Origin of the sequence: Lentzea sp. NPDC102401 (genome assembly GCF_044765805.1) — a bacterium.
GTDB lineage: Bacteria > Actinomycetota > Actinomycetes > Mycobacteriales > Pseudonocardiaceae > Lentzea > Lentzea sokolovensis.
Window position 1 is genome coordinate 354,572 of record NZ_JBIWKS010000009.1, and the last position, 19,504, is coordinate 374,075.

Consider the following 19,504-nt stretch of genomic DNA (forward strand, 5'->3'; position numbering starts at 1 on the left):
AGCAAGGGCTTCTTGTGTTCCGCCAAGCGGTTGCGCGTGCTTTCGCCAACGACAGGACGTCGGAACCGCCTGAGCAGCCTCGGCGTTCCCGTCTCCGAGCCAGCTAGCCGAAGGGCGTGCTGCCATGGGCAACCTGGTCTTGTTTTCCGAGCTGCGCCGACGGCTTGTCGAGCACCTGGATCTTGTGTCGCGGATCGCTGCTGACGGTGATGGTGCGTCCGCGTTGGCCATGGCACGGCAGGAAGTTCCGCGGTTGGTGGCCGCGTTGCGTGTGTTCGTTGATGAGCACCAGCCGGACGAGAACGGCTGGTGCAGGAAGTGTCGTGGCGGACCCGCATGGCGGAGAGTGCCAGCGCCTTGCCGGATGTTGCTCGACGTTCATCTTGCCGCCCAGGCAGCGACTGCGACGACGCACGAGCGCACGCATTGGCAGCCGAAGAGGCATCGGGCATGAAGCCCACGGATCAAGAACAGGCTGATGGGACATGGCTCTACAACTGGTCAACGGGAGAGCAAGTCTGGAGGTCCGCGCCTTGAGCCGGACCGTGCTGGGCTGGCGGACGAAGCGCGACTGGTCGCTCTTGGAGTTGGGTGCGCGGGTCGGCTTCTCCACGGCGAAGTTGTCGCACCTCTGCCGTGCTGCCCAACGCATGTCTCCTAGCGAAGTTGTCATGGTCGGAGCGAAGTGCGGCGCGTCCGATGACGAAGTTGAGCTGTGCATGCGGGTTGCGCAACGAGCTATCGACCCTCAGATGTGGGATCGGATCAACGGCGACGCCTGGGCTCGGCTGACGTGGACACCGTGGGATGTCCTGCCTGAGGCGAGCGAACTGGTGATTGTGGCGGCGGAAACGCTGCCTGAGCTTGTGCGTACCAGCGGCTACCACGCCGCCCTTGTCGAGTCCGGTGCAGCGGCAAATGACATCGATCTTGCGAACCAGCAGGAGGCCATCGACCGCTTGAGAGTGGGCAACAAGCAGGCCGAGAAACTGCGGCGGCTGAACGTTCGACTGATCGTGACAGAGCAGGCGCTCATGGCGGCGTTGGCGATTCGAGAGTGATGGCGGACCAGCTGGAGCACCTGGAGGAGCTGGGTGAACTGCCTGGCTTTGAGCTTCGAATCGTGGACGGCGATGTCGGACCCTACTTCGGCATGGGGGTGGCCTTCGCCGTGATGCGGTTCGTGGAGAAGCGGTTCGACGACGTCGTTCTTCTGAATACGCTGCACGGTGGCAACACCTGGCTTGAGTCGGCTGCCGAGCGCGCTCCTTACGAACGGGGCCTTGTCGCGCTCCGCGATGTCGTCCGCACCGAAGAGTCGTCCTTGCTGTGGTTGAACGAGGCCTCGCTGCGGCTTCGGGATCCGGCACGGCGCTTGCAGCTGGTTACCGATCAGGCGAGGAGCTAGGTATGCCGAAGAGGATCTCCACCGCGCGTGGCCGTGAGCTGGGTGCTGGCATACGAGCGGCCATCGCAGGAGCCGGCATGACCTCGCGCGAGGCCGCTGAGGTCATGGACTGGGACGAGGCCAAGGTCTCGGACGTGGTGAACGGCAAGGGCGGCGCCAACCTCGTTGAGATCGCTGCGTTGCTCGGTGCCTGCCGAGTGCAGTCGGATGAGCGCGCTCATCTTCTGGCCCTGCACAGTGAGACGGCTGTTGTCGGCTGGTGGCAGCAGCACGGGGTGTGTTCGCCTATCGAGCTTCGTACGGTCGTTGAGAACCTGGCGGTGGCGGAGACGCTCACCTGCTGGCACACGCACGCGGTGCCGTTGTTTCTGCAGACGGCCGACTACATGCGCGAGGCATTGCGCGCCTCGGCCACGTCGCCGCCCGATGAGCTGGAAGACCGAGTTCAGGCGGGCCTTGCGATGCAGCGACTGCCTCGACGAAGCACCACTTGCACGATCTTCATTCACGAGTTGGCGCTGCAACTTCAGGTTGGCGATGCGGAGGTGCAGGCTGGGCAGTTGCTGCATCTCATGTTCATGGCGAACCGCCCGAACGTCGAGATCCGGATCCTGCCGGTCGCCCGAGGTGCGCACGCAGGGCTGGCAGGGCCGTTCACCCTGCTGACGTTTCCGAAGTACGAACCGCTGGTTTGGGTTGGCGCCGAGAACTCCACTCTTCTTGCCGAGTCGAGAGATGCGGTCGCGGGTTACGAAGCTGTCGTTCGCGCGCTGGCTGCGGAGAGCCTCGACGAGACCGAATCCAAGGATCTGCTTCTCCGCCTGCATAACGTGACGAAGCCATAACGATCGACGACCGCGTGTCCTATTAGGCCTCGAAATCCGGAGTTCAGGGGTGCTTGAGCGACCACCGCTTGAGCAGCTCCGAAGGGAGAGACCGATGGGCAGCAGCGCGGGTTGGTCAGCGCGTGGTCCGGCACATGGGGAGGCGGATGTCCGGCGTTCTGAATCCGCTGGCCCAACCGCCGAGACGCGAAGCCATGTCACCGCACGTCAGCAGTGGTATCGAGGAGAGCCGCTCAAAAGCCGACTGAGGAGTGACAGCAAAGGAACTCCTCACATTCGTGGACGGCGCGGCGGCCGAGTCGGCGAGCCAGATGCGGCCCTGTGGTTTCGGCTCGTCGAACGGGATCGACGGATCCTCGCCCTCCTGCACGAGCACAAGGTGCTCACCACCAACCAGATTGCGGCGATCGAATTCTCCTCGATACGCCGTGCTCAGGATCGTCTGCGACAGCTGCGTGAGCTTGGTGCGGTGTTCGCGTTCCGCGACTCGTACAGCGCTGGCGGCACGAGTCAGACGCGGTATGCGCTTGGTTACCGCGGTGCGCGGGTGATTGCTGCACAGCGCGCGGAGAAGCCGCCAGTTGCCGGTGCGTACGCGGAGCGCTTGGAGCGGCTGGGGTTGTGGCCGAAGCTGTCGCATCAGCTCGGCGTCAACGACTTCTTCTGTGGGCTGGCGGCGTGTGCCCGTACTCGCCCGGATGCCGCCCTCACCCAATGGTGGCCGGAGAAGGCGTGCACCGAGTTTTTCTGGCACGGAGACATCAAGCTCAGGCCCGATGCTTACGGCTGTTGGGACGAGCAGGGGCGGCGGGTTCGGTTCTTCCTGGAACACGACACCGGCACCGAACCGCTGACCAAGGTGGTGGGCAAGCTCGGTGACTACAGCCGGTTCGGCACCGACGTGTTCGGCGTTCTGCTGTTCTCGGTTCACTCATCGCTGCGAGAACGGAACCTTCGCTCGGCGATGCGACAGCAGCTCGGCTACGAGAAGCCCGGTTTCGTCATCGCGACCGCGTCTCGTGATCACGGCCATCCTGATGGACCTGCTGGGTCGATCTGGGCGGTGTGGTCCTTCCAAGACCAGGTCCAGGAACGGCGGCGGCTGGCGGAGCTGCCGCAACGCGGCCCGCGCATCGCACAGCACGTATCCCCCGTTGGGCTCCCGTTCAGCGAAGCGGCATGGGATCCCAACGACATCACTATGACCGGACAGGTCACGGGAGATGAGAGGCGATGGGAATGAACATTGTTCCAATGCCTCAGAAACCACCCGTTAGTGACATGGAACCCTTGCGCGACAACGGTTCTGAACATCATGAGTGGCACTATAATCAGATAGGGAACCGCACGAAGAGCTGGGCTTTCTCCGGTCACGTGCGTTATGTCAGCGGCGCCGAAGGCGATCGTCTGCGCGGCGAACTGGCCGCCGTGATCAGAGACCTCCTCGACTGGGCTGCCGCCCAGCACGCCGAACAGGTCGATGATCAGGAGGCTGCCTGATGAGCCAACCGCGAACGCACGCCGTGCCGTCTGGACCATCCGGTCTGTCGGACTATGCAGTCTCTCCACTCGGCATGCCGGTTGCGTTGCTGCGCAACGAAGTTCGCGTGGCGTTTCTGGGGCGCACGTCCACCGACGACCAGCAGGATCCGCGGCAGTCCATGCTGCGACAGCTTGGGAACTGCAAGGCGTCCATCCCCGATTCGTGGGTGATCGTCGCGCACTTCTACGACGTCGAATCCGGCCGCATGGAACTTGACCAGCGCGGGCGCGGTGAGAACTACGAGCGGTACGACATCCCGATCGCCCGTGACGGCGGTGTCACCGACCTGCTCGACGAGGCCTCGCACAAGGGCCGCAGGTTCGATGTCGTGATCTGCGAGAGCGTCTCGCGCGTAGCTCGGCGCACGTACGAAGGGCTCTCGATCGAACGGGAGTTGGAACGGGCCGAAGTCCCGCTGTTCGCCTCCAACGAGCCGATCACGCTGACCGGCAGCCGGGCGCAACGGATCCTTCAGCGGCGGATCAACCAGTCGGTGGCCGAGTACGAGGTGCTCAACACGCTGGAGCAGTCGTGGGGCGGGTTGTGCACGCACGTCCGCGAAGGTTGGAACATCGGTAAGCCGCCTTACGGCTACAAGGCCAAGACGTACCGACATCCCAACCCCACCAAGGCCGCCAAGGGGCAGACCAAGACGCGGCTGGAGCCGGACGGCATCAAGGCCGAGGCCGTCACCCAGATTGCGATGTGGCGTTATCACCAGGGCCTGGGCTACGGCACGATCGCCGACCTGCTCAATGCTGATCTGGCCAAGTACCCGCCGCCTGAACCACCCAGCAAGGCTCGGGCCAGAGGCGCTTGGAGCAAGTCCAGCGTTTGTGACCTCCTGCGGAATCCGAAGTACACCGGCTTCCAGGTGTTCAACAGGCGTGCGACGCGGTCGAAGCGCGGGAAGGTCAACTCCCCTGTCCTGTGGGTGTGGTCGCCCGAACCGGTCCACGAGCCGCTGATTCCGAAGTGGATGTTCGACGAGATGGCCGCGACGAGAAAGGCTCGGCAAGGTTCGCGAGACGATGACGCGAGCGTGCACGCCACCGCTACGCACACGTACCTGCTGCGCGGCATGGTGTTCGACGCGTGTGGCCGGCGGATGTACGGCAGCTTCCGCAACGAGCGCGTCTACTACATGTGCTCAGCGCGCAGTAACAACCGTGGACGGCCGGACAGGTACTCCGACCATGCCGAGGTGGTCTACGTACGCGAGGACGCGATCATGGAAGGGGTTGCGGCCTTCTTCGCAGACCGCGTGTTCGGCCCCGAGCGGCGCGCTCTGTTCGAAGCTGATCTTGCGGCCGTCGATGATCGTGAGGCGGAGCAGCAGCGCGCTGAAGCGGAACGGGTCGAACGGACGCTGGCCGACATCGAACGGCGGCAGGCGGCGATCCTCCGCCAGGCACAGGACGGCGACGACGCGTTCAGCCGCGGACTGCGGCAGGCCTACAACGAACTGGACGAGCAGCGTCGGTCGCTCGTGACGAAGGACACAGCGATTGGTACACCTGTGCCAACCGGACCGAAAGCCGAGGACATCGGACTGCTCGACGCGCTTCCGCGCCTGGTCACCGATCTGAGCAAGGCACCTGACCCGCTGCTACGGCAGCTGTTCAAGATCACCCAGCTCGGCGTCCGCCTGAACGATGACCATGATCATCTTCTGGTTACTCTCCGGCTGCCCTTCACGCATCTTTCGGAGGTAGCCGATACGGCCGAACGGATCGCCGAAGCGACGTCCAAGACCGGCAAAACACCTGCTCAGGCACCTGATCCTTGTGCGGATCTAGTTGGTGCCCCCGACGGGATTCGAACCCGTACTGTGATCCTTTTAAGGGACCTGCCGAAGTACGTACGGCAGGCTGTTGACCTGCCGTTTCCTACCGTCAGGCTCCCCTTCGTGAGCTACTTTGCCGCTACTTCACCACTGAGTCCGCCAACCACGGTGGCAAGAGCCGCGTCGTCATGGCGCTTTGTCCGCGGGTACCGCTCACCCTCCGGGTCATCGACCTCGATCGACCGCACGTGCTCGATAAGGCCGGCCGGACCGAGCTTGTCCAAGAGGTCCAAGTACTCCGACCACGAGTAGATCTTCATCTGGTCCACAGGACGCGTGACGCCGTCCGACATGACCGCAGCCCGACTGACGTCCTCACGCGGGTATGACTTCACCACGGCGTGCCGAGCAGCTTCCGGGAGCGCCGCCGCCACCCACCAGCCCCCCTCGCGGTTACGGGTAGCCGTCTGGTTGGCCACCAACGCCGCCAAAGCGGCGTCATGTTCGGGCGTGTTGAACTTCATGCCTGCAACCGCCTCGGGCTCGGTTCCTGACAGATGTTCGATCCCGAAATCACAGGTGACCTGAGGGCCGTCAGTTGTGTCGACGGCGACAGAAACGTCGGACAACGCGAGGGTGTCAACGGTCTCGTCACCGATTCGCAGAATTCCTACAGCTGCGCATGGAGTTCCCGGATCACTCAGGTCACAGGTGTCGGCGTGCTGCGCCACAACGGCAGCAATACCTTCCTCAAGTCCGAGCTGGAGGGACTTCTCAGGTGATCCGACCAACGCGGCCATGGTGCGTGCCCCGAGCTGCTGCGCATACCAGGTGACACCGTGAGTGCAGCCGCCGAACGGGATACCAGCGCCGTCGATGACGACGGCAATCGAATCGGTCACGATCACAAAGTCTTGGTTCGGCCGACCGGGCGCGGAGTCCGTCGCGATAGCGATCACCGTTGCACTACCTTCCGTCGCTCTTCTGTGCGTCTAGAAGCATCTCACGAACCCGCACAACTTCGGGCTCTTTGGCCCAAGGTGCCAACTGGACAGGAATTATCCTCTCCAGATCGGCGAGTGTCCTAGTTGAGCCAGTAGCCAATGCTATACCTAGAGATTCTTCGATCGCGATGCAGGCATCAGCGGGCTCCCCCGCTAGCGCGCAGGCCTGTGCCAGTCTCGCGAGGTAGTTACCGCGGTCACGGTGATAGCTGGTTGGCAGGGAATCGAGGACGTCCCTAAACGCACTGACAGCACTCTCTGCGCGCCCGAGTTCAAGCTGACACTTGGCATTAGTGATCTTCAGATATAGGCCAGGCTCGCAGTATCGACCAACAGACGGATCGCCGTCAGGTAGAACCGTATTGCCAAGTTCGGTCAGCAGTAGCGCGGAGTCCAGGGCACGGTCAGTATCACTGTGGTTCCCAGAGATAGCGTGGCCTATCGCCTCCGTTTGAGCCGCAAGCGCACGCACCCGCGCGGTTCTCACAGAATCGTCGCGCTGTGCCATTACCGCCAACTTTGCGCCGTAGTAAGCGTCACCCTCACCGATCGATTGAACAGCACGCCGCGTCAAGACGAACGCACACATTCGCTCGTCACCCGCAGCATTAGCCATTTCATACGCATGGTTGTACCAGCGCGTCGCGTTACTCAGGTCGCCACTATCGTGACTTAGCCATCCAGCGAATTCCGCGTAACCTGCTTCGATCGCGAGCAGCTCATCCATCGCTTTGCCGCTGACTTGCCGTCGCAGTGAGTTGACAGTACTGACGTGCGCAGTAATCACCGGCAGCAGAGCACGAGGACCAATGAGATTGTCGGTCAGGTATTGGTTGTGGAGATTAGAGCGCAGGTAGGCAATTGTTTCAGTCGTCGGCAATCCGATCTCATGACGAGGGAGTGGCGCACTCACTGTCGGCACCACGACCAGGACGGGCTCCGCCCCCTCGCTGGGCGCAACCTCAGCAGGGACAGTCACCGCGGCCGGCACCGCTGGCGTTGCGAGCAACGCGAACCGCGCACGCTGCCCCTCGGACGCGCGCTCAAGCACAACATCTAGGAGCTGTTGAGTCGCGAGCGCGGGAACGAGCGCGGGATTCGCCTCCCACTTGCCCACGACACGCGTGGACATGTCGAGCTTGTCCGCCAGTTCATCCATCGTCATGCGTAGCGCCATGCGTAGCGCGCGAACGAGCCCCCCGTTCCACTCACCTACGACGTCCACACGTCACCCCCTCCCCCGAGGTCGCCGGCCGATGTCTGGTCCTAGGCGATCAGGTTCTAGTTCAGTGCTTGTCCAGTTCCTGTCCCGTTCATACCGCATCTTCGAGTTCAGCGTTTGACTTATGGCATCACAAACCCGCAGGTCAAGGGAGATGCCGATGAGCCGCAATCGCACCGAGTCGGTCGAGTACGTCGGCCAGCTCTCCATCGACCCCAACAACCGCGTCACCAACTCGGCGAAGCGTCGCACGCAGGTCCTCGACCTTCGCACGAAGCTCGCGCAGCTCCTCCTCTGTGCCGAGGTCACCACTGCGGTCGCGAACGAATGCCCCCGCGTTCGTCTTGATCTCGACCCATCCCGCCTCGCGCAGCAGACGAATGCCAGCCATCGCCGTGTTGACCGCCACGCCCTGTTCCGTTGCTAGCTGCCTGTAGGGCGGAAGAGGCCGGCCAACCTCGTACTTACCCCGCTCGATGTCCTCTCGGATGGAGTCGGCCACCCGGCGGCTCGCGGGGCGCTTGTCCTCAACTTCCGCACTCTGATCAGCCATAACGCGAGATCTTACCCCGATGTCTTACGACACCTGTTGACGTTTGAGACATCCATGCCGTAGCGTCTGCGACACGCAAGATGTCTTAAGACATCACGCCAAAACTTACAGGCTCGATGCGCAGGACCGGACTTCATGTCGGACACCGCCGCCGCGGTCTTGTTCTTTGACAACTGAACAGGGTCAGCAAAACCCGCACCCCTGGCAGCACGTTCGGGCCTCACGGCCTGGCGTTAGCCCGCAAGGACCCGCGCAGCGTGCTGCGTGGTGAGCGAGCGTGTGGCATTGGACGCCAATGCCGGGAGATCTACGGCCGAGGCTGACCCCTTGAGAGCACTCAAGCCCGTTTCGAGTGCCGGTTCCTCATCGTTCGCGCCTTAGACGGCCGGTGAGGTTCCGGGACCCAACGGTCTGCGACCTACTGCGGAGACGGCCTGTTTCCGCAGGTAAGCGCTTCCCTGACTTGTTCGCAAAAGCAAAGGAATTCTGATGTTCGAGATGACGTTCTCCCGTCCGCTTGCCGCATTCCGCCTGGCCGAAGAGCAGGCCTGCATGGGTTACCTCACGGCCCGCAAGTCGATGGTTCGGCTCGCTTCACGGGTCGCCTCGATCGCCCAGCTGGTCCGGGAGCACCCGACCCGAGCCGATTACCGCGCCGCGTTGGAGCACGTGAAGGGCTTGCACGTCGATGCGGTGGACCGCACCCGGCTGGCCTGGCTGCGCTGGCAGAACGCGCAGGTTCGCTCTGATGCGTTCTGGGCCGCGTCGAACGAGGCTGGCGCTTCGGTTGCGGTGGCGGCGTGACCGCCGCGTTCGTGCGGACCCTGCCGCACACCGTGAGGGACTGCCCGCGCGGCTGTGACCTCAAGACCGTGCAGGTCGATCCCGGCTTCGGTGACCCGGTCTGGGTTCACGCCGGCACTTACGAGTACGTCTGCCCGCGGGCAGGCCGTCCGCACGGGCAGGTGTCCTGATGTGGGTGGCCTGCACCGCGTGCGGCGGTAGCGGCGCCTGCGACGACGGGTGCTGCGACTGCACCGACTGCCGAGGCCACGGCGGCGCGCAGTTCCCCGACACCGATCCCGACAACTGACCGGAACCGTTCAGTCCATTGAGGAGTGACACAGCATGGCGTTCACCGAGAAGAAGTGTTCGGTCTGCGGCAAGTTCAGCTGGGACAGCCAGTCCGGCAACTACCACGAGCGGCACGAGGTCAAGGGAAAGCCCGGCGTCTCGGCACCGTGCGACACCAACGGCGGCACGTGGGTCGATGGCGTGCGGAAGTAGCCGGGGACCTCGACTACCGCCCTGGTCCGGCGGCTCGAACCGCCAAGCACGCACCGCCGGACCAGGTTCACCACCTCACACGGTCCACCAGGACCGAGCGCAGGCCCGCACAGTGTTCCGCACACACGTGCACGCGGGCAAAGCGCGAACCCCTCGAATCCGCCTCGACCCGAAAGGGCCTGTTCGCCATGCCCAAGAACAAGCACACGCCCGCCGGTATCCCGGTCCCCGAGGACCTGCGGCCGTGGTCCACGCCGTGGCCCTCCTACACGCCGGTGGACATCACCCCGCCCGAGCTGACCCGGCTGGGCTTGCCCGCCAGCGTCGCCGAGGGCTGGGCCGAGCCGCACGTGACGCCCGAGGACGTGCCGAACTGGCCGGACCGCGCGGCAAAGGCGTTGGTGCCGTTCCTGTTCGACGCCTACCACTGGCCGCTCAACCCGGCCGGCCGCACCGGCAAGACCGGCCGCAACCTCGGCAAGTGGGGCGAGAACTGCGCCGCCGATCCGATCGTCGTGGCCGGTGACCTCGACCGCGACGGGGAACGGTGGGTGCTGCTGATCCAGCGCAGCGACACCGGTCAGTGGGCCATCCCCGGCGGCATGGTCGACCCCGGCGAGACGGCCCCGGCCGCGCTGGTGCGCGAGCTGCGTGAGGAGACCGGCGTCGACCTGGCCGGCCACACCCCGACGATCCTGTCCTGCGGCTACGTCGACGACCCGCGCAACTCCGACCACGCGTGGATCTGCACCACGGCCGCCCTGTACCGGCTGCCCCACACCGTGCTCGCCGTTGGCGCGGATGACGCGCTGGCCGCCGCCTGGTTCCCGTTCACCGACCTGGGCGCGCTCGCCGACGGCCTGGACGCGGCCGGCGGCCGTCTCTACCCGGCACACCTGCCGCTGCTCACCGCGGCTGTGCGTCACCTCGACCAGGCCTGAACGCGCCGGAGGAACTAGCCATGGGCCTCAGTAAGTCCCACAAGCCCGGTTTCCTGCGGCACTCCGTCGTGATGACCGGCAAGTGCCGCAACTCAGCGTGCCGCAAGCCTCTGAAGGTGCCGCACAGCTTCGACGCCCCGATGGGATGGATGGGGACGGTCACGGACTCCATCACGTGCCCGTGCGGCACCACCTCCCCGGTCAAGGCGCAGTCCGGCTGATTTCCCTTCGACTGCCGTCAGGCGGGCGGCTCGAACCGCCCTCGCCATAGCGCCCCGCCCGCCTGGCGGTGACCACCTCACCCGCACTCATCCACTGGAGAGCTGATGACCTACGACCTGCTGTCCGGGCTGCTGTACCCCGGCGACCCGACCGCCACGGAAAACAGCCGCGTCTACATCGCACGCGGCCTGACCTCCGGCGAACTGACCGCGAAGCTCATCGACTACGGCATCACCCGCGGTGGCGACACCACTGGCCGCGTGACCATCCGGGGCGGCCGGCAAATCATCTGGCACAAGTCCTGATCTTCGCTGCGCCTGGTCCGGCGGCTCGAACCGCCACGCACGCACCGCCGGACCGGGCTTTCACCACCTCACCCGCACATCAGACCGAGAAAGGCACGCCCATGTTCAGCATCAGCAAGGCCACCACCAAGTCCAGCGCCACCCACTGCACCGCCCCGACCGGCCGGGGCGGCAAGCACTGCGGCAAGAAGCTCCGCCAGAGCGACGGCGCGGTGTGCAGCAACTACAACTGCCAGCTCTACGCCGCGTGCCGGTAGCCGTCCACACCAGACACTCACAGTCCGGGAGGACAGCGCTATGAGCACCGTCGAAGAACTGCGCCAGGTGCTGGCCGACATCGCCGACACCGCAAGCACCGACGCCGCGACCGCGATCCGGCGGCGCATCGCACAGATCGAACGCGACACCGTCGCACAGGAACACCAGCAGCGCCGCTGACCAGGCAGTGAAACCCCGTCACAGCAACGAAGGGAGGGCCGGTCGCCGTGAAGTCGGAACGGCTCCGCGCGGACAAGGTCACCAGCCTGGTCAGGGCACTGAAGGAGGAGACCCACGCGGACTTCCTCAGCGCGTCGGGTCACCGCTCCCACGTGGACGGCGCTGAAGCGGCCACCCGCAAACGCCAGACGATCGAAGCCAACTGCACCCAGGCCGAGGCGCGGGCAGCGTGGGCCGAGGCCGAAAACCGCGGCTACCTGACCTGATCAGATCCCTTGTCACGAAAGGCAAACATGAGCAGCGAAACCATCTCCACGACCGTGCGTGTCACGGGCCGCTGCCCGACTGGCCACACCGTCTACTACGACCTGCCCGTCTCCCAGCCGAAAGGCTCACACGGTCTGGCCACGGCCCGAGTCGAGTGCCCCCGAGGCTGCGGCGTGGCAAATCTGTACGCGCACTTCCAGTTCTGACCCGCCCCTCTTCCCCAGGCTGGGCGGCTCGAACCGCCACGAACACACCGCCGCCCGCCTGGGGTTCTCGCCACCACCTCACAGACAGGACCCCATGTGTCATGCCTTTCACCATCAATCCCCTTGCCGCGACCCGGTTGTCGCTGCGCGACGTCGTCACCACGATGTCGGAGCGCTGCCCGTCCATGACCGCCACGGCCGATGAGGTCGCCGCCTGGTTCGCCTACGGCGTGACGCTGCTGCGCCCGATCACCCGCGACCGCGCCCACCCCGAGCACGACGAGGCCTGCGAGCTGGCCGCCAAGTACTCCGCCGACGCCCGCGCCGCCCGCACGAACGGGGCGACGCGATGACCGACGAACCGACGATGTTGCTGCTGCTGCTCGGTTCCAGCCTCACCGTGGTGTTCGCGGTGTTGCTGTGGAAGCTGCTGATCCTCACCGGCGGCATCGCCGCCGTGCAGTGGGCGGTGGTGACCGGTTTCGCCGACAACCCCGCGGTGCAGGCCGCTGCGTTCGCTCTGCCCGCCCTGCTGGCCGCGTGCGCGCTGATGTACCTGCCGGGCAAGGCCGGCCGCACCGCCCGCACCCGTCTTTCCCGCCCGCACATCTCGTTCAACCCGCGCCGCCGTGCGCGTCGTAATCGTTGGGAGGCAACGGCATGAGCAACTGGGCCGACACTCGCCGCGCTGACCGCGTGGCCGCCGCCGAGCAGGCACGCGAGAACCAGCGCATGGTGTTCGAGCAGCGTCGCGCCGACAAGGCCGCTGACGCCGAGCTGCGCCGCCAGGCCGCCGAGCAGGCCCGTGCCGACCGTGCCGCCGCCGTCGCCAAGCTGACCGGCTGGACGCGGGACCACGCGCTGGACCTGATGTTCCTGCCGGTGATCCTGGTTCCGGCGGTGCTGGCGTGGAAGGCGATGGCCGACTACGGACACACCATCTTCGGCGGACCCGGTGTGCTGCTGCCCCTGTTCAGTGAGGGGGCGATGTGGGTGTTCGCGTTCGCCGTCGCCCTGGCCGCCCGCGCCGACCGCCCCACCGGGTGGCTCAAGGCCGGCACGTGGGTGTTCGCCGCCGTGGCCGCCGCCCTGAACTTCACCCACGGCCTCGACGTCCCCGGCGGCGGCATCGGCCACGGCGTCGTCATGGCGCTGGTGTCGGTCGGCGGCGTCGTGGTCCACCAGCTCGTGCACGCCAACCCGCTGCGCACCCGCCGTACTCCGGCCGAGCGCGCCGCCGCCAAGCTCACCCGCGATGCCCAGCGACGCCTGCACAAGGTGCGCCGCGCCGCCGTGCGCCAAGCTGCCGCGCAGGTCGGCGCGGACGGCACCGCCACCCTGCTCTACCGGCCCGGCACGTTCGTCCTGCGCGGCGGCGTCGGCCGCCCACGACTCTCTCCGGCGACCGTTGCGGGGCTTCCCGTGAACCCGCCCGGGGACGAGGTGCGCGAGGGCCTGGCCGAAGAGGTCGCCGCCTACCTCGCCGCCCTCCCGGCACCGGATGTCACCGCGGCTGGGAAGACCTCGAACCCCTCGGGAAGAGGGCAAACGCCCGCGCAGGCCCCGGCGGTGCAGGTCCCGGCGGAGATCGCGGACAAGTTCGGCGGCTACGTCGCCCGCGTCCGCGCGGCCATCGACTCCGGCCGTCTTCCGGCCGAGCCGAGCAAGGACGCGGTGCGCAAGTTCCTGCGCATCCGCGCCACCCACGCAGCCGCCGTCTGGCAGGCCGCTACTCACGACGACGGCCCCGACGACGGCGGCCAGGAGGTGACCGCATGAGCACCGTGAACAACACCGCGCCCGATGAACCGGGCGCACGCGTGTACAACCTGTCCGAGCACCGCACCACCGCCGCCGAGTCCTCTCAGCCCGTCGTGGAGGGCACCGCACAGCACAGCCCGGCCGACACCGGCTCGGCTGGCGCGGAGCAGCCGCAGGATGGGGCGCACACCCCGCAGGTGGTGACCGGCGCGGCGGCCACCGAGTTGGATGCGCGGGTGCGGCGCGGGGAGCTGCGCACGATCCCGCAGACCCGTGCGGGCCGTGCGCGAGTCGTGGTCGTCACCCGTGGCGGCAAGGCGGTGCGCCGCACGATGCGTGAGGGCTGGACCGTGGCGCAGGGCCACGCGTCGTGGATGCGCCGCGCGAGTGACGCGGTGACGTTCGGCCACGTCCGCGAACAGATCCGCCTGGCCCGCATGCAGGGCGACAGCGTCGCCCTGGCGGAGTGGACCGAGCGGCTGAACATGCTCAAAACCGGGCGTGCGCAACGGATGCGGGAGCTTCCGACCACGATCTACGCCGGTCTGCGCGCCGCCGCCGTGGTCACGATCATCGCCGCCGGACTGATGGTCATGGCGGGGCTTGCGTTCCAGCTCACCCCCGGTGGCTGGACATGGGGTGACTGGTGGGGCTTCGTCGGCGGCGTCGTCGGTGTCGCCGGGGTGTTCGCCACGATCATGCTGCACACGGTGCTGTGGGGTGCCGCTCCGGCGTGGCTGTTCGCTTCCTGGCGGGAAGGCCGGCGGGCGGGGATCGTGCCGCGCTGGCTGGTCAGCGATACCGAGCGCGCGGAGATGGACTCCGAGATCACGCCGGACCTGGTCACCCAGGCCCTGATGCACGTCAAGCTCCCGGCGCTGACGAAGTTCCTCAAGGACGGCGGGCAGCTGGAGTACCTCATCCAGCCCCGTGAACAGGGCGGCGGCACCTACTTGCAGGTCAGGCTTCCGTTCGGAGTGGTCGCGGCGAACCTGCTCGACAGCACCAAGGTCGAGCTGCTGGCGGGCAACCTCGGGCGGCACAAGCACGAGGTGTGGCCGCAGCGCGACCCGGCCGCCGACGCCCGCGTGCTGGATCTGTGGGTGGCCGACAAGGGCACGATGGACAAGCCCGCCCCGGCATGGCCGCTGCTGGAGACCGGCGAGTTCGACGTGTTCCGCGACCGCATCCCGTTCGGCGTCACCATGCGCCAGAACCAGATCGAGGTCGGAGGCCTGCAGAAGCACTGGCTGATCGGCGCGACCTCTAAGCAGGGCAAATCGACCGTCATGCGGCTGATCGCGCTGTGCCTGGCCCTGGACCCGACGATCGAGATGAAGATCGCCGATCTCAAGGGCGACGGGGACTGGAAGATGTTCGAGCCCCGCGTCACGACGTTCATCGAGGGCTCCACTGAGGAGGACGCCGAAGCCACCTGCACCATGCTGGAGTGGGGCGTGGCGGAGATGGAACGCCGCTACCAGGCCAAAGCCGACCAGAACATCGTCGGGCCGATCACGCGGGAGATCTCACGACGCAAGGGGTCCGGGTTCCACCCTGTCTACCTGTTCGTCGATGAGTGCCAGGTGCTCTACGGCGCGGAGCACCCCGTGGGCGGCACGAAAGCCGACGCCCGCGCGGTCAAGGCCGCCAAGCGGCTGCACGACCAGGCCCGCGCGGTCAACATCCACCTCATGCAGGCCACCCAGCGTCCCGACGACCGCACCCTGCCGGTGCGGGTGCGTGAGGGCGCGCACGTGCGGGGCTCGCTCAACGTCCCGAACAAGTCCACCGCCCGCATGATCCTGGCCGACGCCGTGGACCGCGGCGCACGCCCGGAGGACCTGCGCGCGGGCGCGGACGCCGGAACCATCGTCATGACCGGAGAAGTGGAGGACATTCCCGCAGGTCAGGCGTTCGTCATCGTCCGCACCCACTACGTGTCCACTAAGGACTCCTACGCGGTGATCGCACGGGCGATGGACATCCTCAAGCGCCACGGCCGCCAGGTCAGCACGTCCGAGGTCGAGCAGCCCGCGCAGATCGATCACCTGGCCAACCTCGAACGCGCCCTGTACGACGAACCGCGCGCCCGTACCGCCGTGGTGCTGGCCCGGCTCATCGAGCACGACCCCGGCACCTACACCGCCATGACCGCGCAGACCTTCGCCGCGCTGCTGGTGGAGCTCGGTGTGCCGATCCGCAAGAGCAACGGTGACAGCGTCATCCGCGCCGCCGACATCACCGCCGCGATCACCAAGCGTGACAACGGGAGCAGTGACGAGGACGAGGACGACACCGCCGACACGGGCTCCGGTGACCGTGAGGACGCCTGAGCACGGCGGCGACACGGCAGGGGAGAGGGCGGGGAAGACGACACGGCCCGGGGAAATTTCCCCGACCGCTTCCCCGCGCCCTCTTCCCTGTCCTCACCAGCACGAACCCCCACCAGGGAAGATCCGCAACGTGCGGCGTTGACCAGCGAAAACCCCCGAATATCGGGGTGAGCGTCCCCCGCCGGCCTCTTCCCCCAACCGGCATCACGCCCCCACCGCGCCGCACTCGCACCACGCGCACGCGGCCCATCCGCACACCCACAGACAGTCACTCAAAGTGACGAAACGAGGTTTTGATGAGCGCCGATGACGTAATGCACATCGAGGCGGCCCGGTCCTGGTGGAACGGCTCCGCCACGACGTTGTGCGGGATCACCATCGCCAAACCGAACACGTTCTGGTTCGCGTGGTTGTCGAGCAACCCGAGGTGCATGGCCTGCGAGCGTCTGCACAAGGCACAGCGATGAGGTCGCCGTGGTGGCCGTGGCGCCCGCGCCCTCAAGCCGTGCAGGCGGTGCCAAGCCTGGCAGCCCACACAGCAGTGACCGCCGTCCGTACCTCACGAAAGAGCAACACCTGTGAACAGTTCCCGTCCGTTCGAGCCGATCCCCACGCCCACCACCATTGGTGTCGGGTCCCGGCTGCTTGTCGGCCACTACCCGGCCGAACCCGCGATCGTCGTCAAGATCCTGGACTCGCCGCCGGATGACCCCGCCTATCACGTTCAGCTCGACGGCGACCGGGTGTTCCTGATCGGCGGTGAAGACGCCCCGCACCCGATCATCCCGTGGCTGTGGACTCCAGAGCACGGGCGTTGGGTGGGTGAGGAGGCCGAACCCCGCGCGCCGTACGTCCCCAACTTCTCCGCCAGGTGCTTCGGGCCGCCGCTGTGCGGGACGTGCGCGAACGACCTCGAACGCATGCGTGCAGGCCACTGGTAACCCCTACAACAACAACCCTTCCTCAGAGTTGAAAACAAACCCGTAAACCCGGTGCCGAGACATCGCGCAGTCTCTGAGCTGCGCAAACACAGACCGGGTTTACGGCAACGCCAAACCCGGTGCCGGAACACCAAACCCGGAAACCCGGCCACACCTGCACCCCCTCGGCACCTGCCAGCCGCCCAGCTCACACGCAGGTCCTACTAACCCGCGCGGATTAGTAGGACCTGCCTTTGAGCTGCGGCAATCACCCGCATCACCCCAGACCACGGCGGCGCTACCCCTGTGCCGCCCACATGAGCGGGGCTCGGCCACACCCCCAGGCCGAGCCCCGCTTCCCGTTGCACCTCAACCGCCACAGCACCGGGGAAGGGACCCGCAACCGTGACCACAAACCCACTGTGCAGGCCACCGCCGCTGAATGCGGAGGTGTTCATCGGCTGTCATCAACCTGACTGGCTAGGGCGTGCGGGCATTCGGCTGTTCGTGTCGGACGCCCGCCTACGTCGCTACCGCGTCCTGCCAGAAGCGATCGCGCCGTGGTCGCTGGACAGCGGCGGCTTCACTCAGTTGCAGAAGTACGGGACGTGGACGGTTCTGCCGCGCGAGTACGTGCGGCGGGTGCGTCGCTACCGTGACGAGATCGGCCAGCTGCTGTGGTGCGCGCCGCAAGACTGGATGTGCGAACCGATCGTCATCTCCGGTGGTCGTGTCGGCCGCAACGTGTTCGCTGGCACCAAGTTGTCGGTGATCGAGCATCAGCGCCGCACCGTTGACAACGCTGTGGAACTGTCCACGCTCGCTGCGGACCTGCCGTGGCGGCGAGTGCTGCAGGGCTACACCGGGGACGAGTACGAACGCTGCGCCGACCTCTACGAGCAAGCCGGAATCGACCTCACCCAAGAACCGCTGGTGTGCCTGGGCTCCGTGTGCCGCAGACAAGGCACCCACGAAGTCCTGCGGATCATCAAGCGGATGCGGGCGCGCGGCATCACGCGCTTGCACGTGTTCGGCGGAAAGACCCTGGGCCTACGGCTCTACGCCGACCTGATCACCTCCACTGACACCCTCGCGTGGTCCTACGACGCTCGCAGCCAGAAGCGGGTCTTGTGCGGCACTGTCCACCCGCGAGGCGGCAAGACCTGTGCGAACTGCCTGCCCTACGCGATGCAGTGGCGGGCACGTCTGCTCACAGGCCGCCCCACCTCGATCCCCAAGGTCCGCGAGGTATCCGGCCAGCAGCAACTGTTCGATCTCGTGGCGTGACCGGGCCTACGCGCACACCACCCATGCATCGTTCTCGTTGCACCCCAACCACCACAGCACCCGGAAAGGGACACGCGATCATGACCACGAACCGGACTGTTCAGGCCGCCGCCGATGCCGCGCTGTGGCTGGCGGTGCACCGCGGCTGGCACGTCCTGCCGCTCAACTACGGCACCAAAAGGCCACTGGGCGGGTGCGCTTCCTGCCGCGCCGAGAACCCCGGCCACACCCCGCAGACCTGCCCGTGCCTGGCACGCGGTGACGGGGCGCTGTGCCACGGCGTGTGGGCCGCCACCACCGACCCCGGCGTGATCGCCCGGTGGGCGCAGCGCTGGCACACCTCGGTGTGGGCAGTACACCTGTGGGCCTCGCGGCTGCTGGCCGTCGACCTCGACACCCGGCCCGTCCCGCCACCGCGCCAGCCGCTCAACGGCTTGCCCTGGCCCGCCGATGAACCGGCGCCGGCCGATGGCCTGGACACCTACGCCACCCTCGCCGCGCTGTCCGGCGGCACGGTCGGCACTAACACGTTCACCACCGACACCCCCTCAGGAGGCCTGCACCTGATCTACAGCACCACCAGGCAGTGGAAAGGCAGCCACAGCAAGGTCCGCGACGGCGACGACACCGTCCGAACAGGACTGGGCTGGCAGATCGACATCAAGTGCTACGGCGGCTACGTGGTGCTGCCCGGCTCCACCAGTGAGACCGGCCTGTACCGGCGCAGCTCGATCACCACCACGCCCCGGCCGCTCGATCCATGGCTCACCGATGCCCTCACCCGCACCGGCCACGACCGCACCGCCACCGCCCCGGCCGCCGATAAGCCGACCGCGCCGGTGCCCGTGGTCGACACCGACACCGGTCCGGCCCGCTACGCGGCCAGTGCGTTGCGGTCCGCGTGCGCGGAGCTGGCGGCGATGGAGCCCGACACCGGCCGCAACCGCAAGCTGTTCCGCTCCACGACCCGCCTGGCCGGTATGGCGCAGGCCGGATGGATCGACCGGGACGTGGTCCAGGCCGCCCTGACCGAGGCCGCCCACCACGCCGGCCTGCCCGCCGCAGAGATCCGCTACGTCCTGGCGTCCGGGTTCGGCCGCCCGCTTCCCGTTCCCGACATCCGGAGCGCCGCGTGAGCCTGATCCGCACCACCAGCCCCACCCCAGTGCGAAA

General features: G+C 66.7%; 28 protein-coding genes. 24 read left to right on the top strand and 4 right to left on the bottom strand.

What is annotated here, in order from left to right:
- Positions 1-103: 103 nt before the first annotated feature.
- Positions 104-289 (bottom strand): hypothetical protein, encoded by a 186-nt coding sequence (locus ACIRG5_RS30115; protein ID WP_402910665.1) that lies wholly within the window; start codon positions 287-289, stop codon positions 104-106.
- 196 nt (positions 290-485) lie between these two features.
- On the opposite strand from ACIRG5_RS30115, the gene ACIRG5_RS30120 reads away from it, so the two are divergent.
- The 7 genes from ACIRG5_RS30120 to ACIRG5_RS30150 all read left to right on the top strand — a co-directional run bounded on the left by ACIRG5_RS30120 (position 486) and on the right by ACIRG5_RS30150 (position 6,364).
- Complete coding sequence (locus tag ACIRG5_RS30120; protein WP_402910667.1) at positions 486-1,061, top strand: helix-turn-helix domain-containing protein; 576 nt, start codon at positions 486-488, stop codon at positions 1,059-1,061.
- Positions 1,061-1,408, top strand: coding sequence for a Scr1 family TA system antitoxin-like transcriptional regulator (locus ACIRG5_RS30125; protein WP_402910669.1), 348 nt, complete (start codon positions 1,061-1,063; stop codon positions 1,406-1,408). The genes ACIRG5_RS30120 and ACIRG5_RS30125 overlap by 1 nt, the downstream gene beginning before the upstream one ends.
- A 77-nt stretch (positions 1,409-1,485) precedes the next feature.
- A complete protein-coding gene (locus tag ACIRG5_RS30130) occupies positions 1,486-2,253 on the top strand; it encodes a DUF5753 domain-containing protein (RefSeq protein ID WP_402910671.1) in 768 nt (255 codons plus the stop codon).
- 364 nt (positions 2,254-2,617) lie between these two features.
- A complete protein-coding gene (locus tag ACIRG5_RS30135) occupies positions 2,618-3,496 on the top strand; it encodes a replication-relaxation family protein (protein ID WP_402910878.1) in 879 nt (292 codons plus the stop codon).
- A 38-nt stretch (positions 3,497-3,534) separates the two neighbouring features.
- Positions 3,535-3,753: a hypothetical protein gene (locus ACIRG5_RS30140; protein WP_402910674.1), complete on the top strand. Its 219-nt coding sequence runs from the start codon at positions 3,535-3,537 to the stop codon at positions 3,751-3,753.
- A gap of 74 nt (positions 3,754-3,827) precedes the next feature.
- The gene (locus ACIRG5_RS30145) at positions 3,828-5,894 is read left to right on the top strand and encodes a recombinase family protein (protein WP_402910677.1); all 2,067 of its coding nucleotides are present in this window, start codon (positions 3,828-3,830) and stop codon (positions 5,892-5,894) included.
- 245 nt (positions 5,895-6,139) lie between these two features.
- Positions 6,140-6,364, top strand: coding sequence for a hypothetical protein (locus tag ACIRG5_RS30150; RefSeq protein ID WP_402910680.1), 225 nt, complete (start codon positions 6,140-6,142; stop codon positions 6,362-6,364).
- A gap of 184 nt (positions 6,365-6,548) precedes the next feature.
- Here ACIRG5_RS30150 and ACIRG5_RS30155 read toward each other — a convergent pair whose 3' ends face one another.
- Both ACIRG5_RS30155 and ACIRG5_RS30160 read right to left on the bottom strand, forming a co-directional pair.
- Positions 6,549-7,751, bottom strand: a complete 1,203-nt coding sequence (locus ACIRG5_RS30155; protein WP_402910683.1) for a hypothetical protein — start codon at positions 7,749-7,751, stop codon at positions 6,549-6,551.
- A gap of 202 nt (positions 7,752-7,953) precedes the next feature.
- The gene (locus tag ACIRG5_RS30160) at positions 7,954-8,361 is read right to left on the bottom strand and encodes a GntR family transcriptional regulator (protein ID WP_402910686.1); all 408 of its coding nucleotides are present in this window, start codon (positions 8,359-8,361) and stop codon (positions 7,954-7,956) included.
- Positions 8,362-8,850: 489 nt separating this feature from the next.
- Between ACIRG5_RS30160 and ACIRG5_RS30165 the strand changes: the two genes are divergently transcribed.
- From ACIRG5_RS30165 to ACIRG5_RS30230, 14 genes are all read left to right on the top strand, one after another.
- A complete protein-coding gene (locus tag ACIRG5_RS30165; protein WP_402910688.1) occupies positions 8,851-9,165 on the top strand; it encodes a hypothetical protein in 315 nt (104 codons plus the stop codon).
- Positions 9,162-9,335, top strand: a complete 174-nt coding sequence (locus ACIRG5_RS30170) for a hypothetical protein (RefSeq protein WP_402910690.1) — start codon at positions 9,162-9,164, stop codon at positions 9,333-9,335. The genes ACIRG5_RS30165 and ACIRG5_RS30170 overlap by 4 nt, the downstream gene beginning before the upstream one ends.
- A 154-nt stretch (positions 9,336-9,489) precedes the next feature.
- Positions 9,490-9,648, top strand: a complete 159-nt coding sequence (locus tag ACIRG5_RS30175) for a hypothetical protein (RefSeq protein ID WP_402910693.1) — start codon at positions 9,490-9,492, stop codon at positions 9,646-9,648.
- Positions 9,649-9,836: 188 nt separating this feature from the next.
- A complete protein-coding gene (locus tag ACIRG5_RS30180) occupies positions 9,837-10,589 on the top strand; it encodes an NUDIX domain-containing protein (RefSeq protein ID WP_402910696.1) in 753 nt (250 codons plus the stop codon).
- Positions 10,590-10,609: 20 nt separating this feature from the next.
- Complete coding sequence (locus tag ACIRG5_RS30185) at positions 10,610-10,810, top strand: hypothetical protein (protein ID WP_402910699.1); 201 nt, start codon at positions 10,610-10,612, stop codon at positions 10,808-10,810.
- A gap of 105 nt (positions 10,811-10,915) precedes the next feature.
- Entirely contained in the window at positions 10,916-11,116 is a 201-nt protein-coding gene (locus ACIRG5_RS30190; RefSeq protein WP_402910701.1) for a hypothetical protein, read from the top strand.
- A gap of 101 nt (positions 11,117-11,217) precedes the next feature.
- A complete protein-coding gene (locus tag ACIRG5_RS30195; protein ID WP_402910703.1) occupies positions 11,218-11,373 on the top strand; it encodes a hypothetical protein in 156 nt (51 codons plus the stop codon).
- A 40-nt stretch (positions 11,374-11,413) separates the two neighbouring features.
- Positions 11,414-11,554, top strand: a complete 141-nt coding sequence (locus tag ACIRG5_RS30200; RefSeq protein ID WP_402910706.1) for a hypothetical protein — start codon at positions 11,414-11,416, stop codon at positions 11,552-11,554.
- A gap of 47 nt (positions 11,555-11,601) precedes the next feature.
- Positions 11,602-11,820, top strand: coding sequence for a hypothetical protein (locus ACIRG5_RS30205; RefSeq protein WP_402910709.1), 219 nt, complete (start codon positions 11,602-11,604; stop codon positions 11,818-11,820).
- Between the two features lie 27 nt (positions 11,821-11,847).
- Positions 11,848-12,027: a hypothetical protein gene (locus tag ACIRG5_RS30210; RefSeq protein WP_402910711.1), complete on the top strand. Its 180-nt coding sequence runs from the start codon at positions 11,848-11,850 to the stop codon at positions 12,025-12,027.
- 101 nt (positions 12,028-12,128) lie between these two features.
- Positions 12,129-12,380, top strand: coding sequence for a hypothetical protein (locus ACIRG5_RS30215; RefSeq protein ID WP_402910714.1), 252 nt, complete (start codon positions 12,129-12,131; stop codon positions 12,378-12,380).
- Complete coding sequence (locus ACIRG5_RS30220; protein ID WP_402910717.1) at positions 12,377-12,691, top strand: hypothetical protein; 315 nt, start codon at positions 12,377-12,379, stop codon at positions 12,689-12,691. The genes ACIRG5_RS30215 and ACIRG5_RS30220 overlap by 4 nt, the downstream gene beginning before the upstream one ends.
- A complete protein-coding gene (locus tag ACIRG5_RS30225) occupies positions 12,688-13,806 on the top strand; it encodes a hypothetical protein (RefSeq protein ID WP_402910720.1) in 1,119 nt (372 codons plus the stop codon). The genes ACIRG5_RS30220 and ACIRG5_RS30225 overlap by 4 nt, the downstream gene beginning before the upstream one ends.
- On the top strand, positions 13,803-16,124 hold the full coding sequence (locus ACIRG5_RS30230; RefSeq protein ID WP_402910723.1) for a hypothetical protein: 2,322 nt from the start codon (positions 13,803-13,805) through the stop codon (positions 16,122-16,124). The genes ACIRG5_RS30225 and ACIRG5_RS30230 overlap by 4 nt, the downstream gene beginning before the upstream one ends.
- A 268-nt stretch (positions 16,125-16,392) precedes the next feature.
- On the opposite strand, the gene ACIRG5_RS30235 is transcribed toward ACIRG5_RS30230, so the two are convergent.
- The gene (locus tag ACIRG5_RS30235) at positions 16,393-16,557 is read right to left on the bottom strand and encodes a hypothetical protein (protein ID WP_402910726.1); all 165 of its coding nucleotides are present in this window, start codon (positions 16,555-16,557) and stop codon (positions 16,393-16,395) included.
- Between the two features lie 145 nt (positions 16,558-16,702).
- On the opposite strand from ACIRG5_RS30235, the gene ACIRG5_RS30240 reads away from it, so the two are divergent.
- From ACIRG5_RS30240 to ACIRG5_RS30250, 3 genes are all read left to right on the top strand, one after another.
- Complete coding sequence (locus ACIRG5_RS30240) at positions 16,703-17,065, top strand: hypothetical protein (protein WP_402910728.1); 363 nt, start codon at positions 16,703-16,705, stop codon at positions 17,063-17,065.
- Positions 17,066-17,551: 486 nt separating this feature from the next.
- Entirely contained in the window at positions 17,552-18,331 is a 780-nt protein-coding gene (locus ACIRG5_RS30245; protein ID WP_402910730.1) for a hypothetical protein, read from the top strand.
- Positions 18,332-18,411: 80 nt separating this feature from the next.
- A complete protein-coding gene (locus ACIRG5_RS30250; RefSeq protein WP_402910733.1) occupies positions 18,412-19,467 on the top strand; it encodes a bifunctional DNA primase/polymerase in 1,056 nt (351 codons plus the stop codon).
- Positions 19,468-19,504 lie beyond the last annotated feature (37 nt).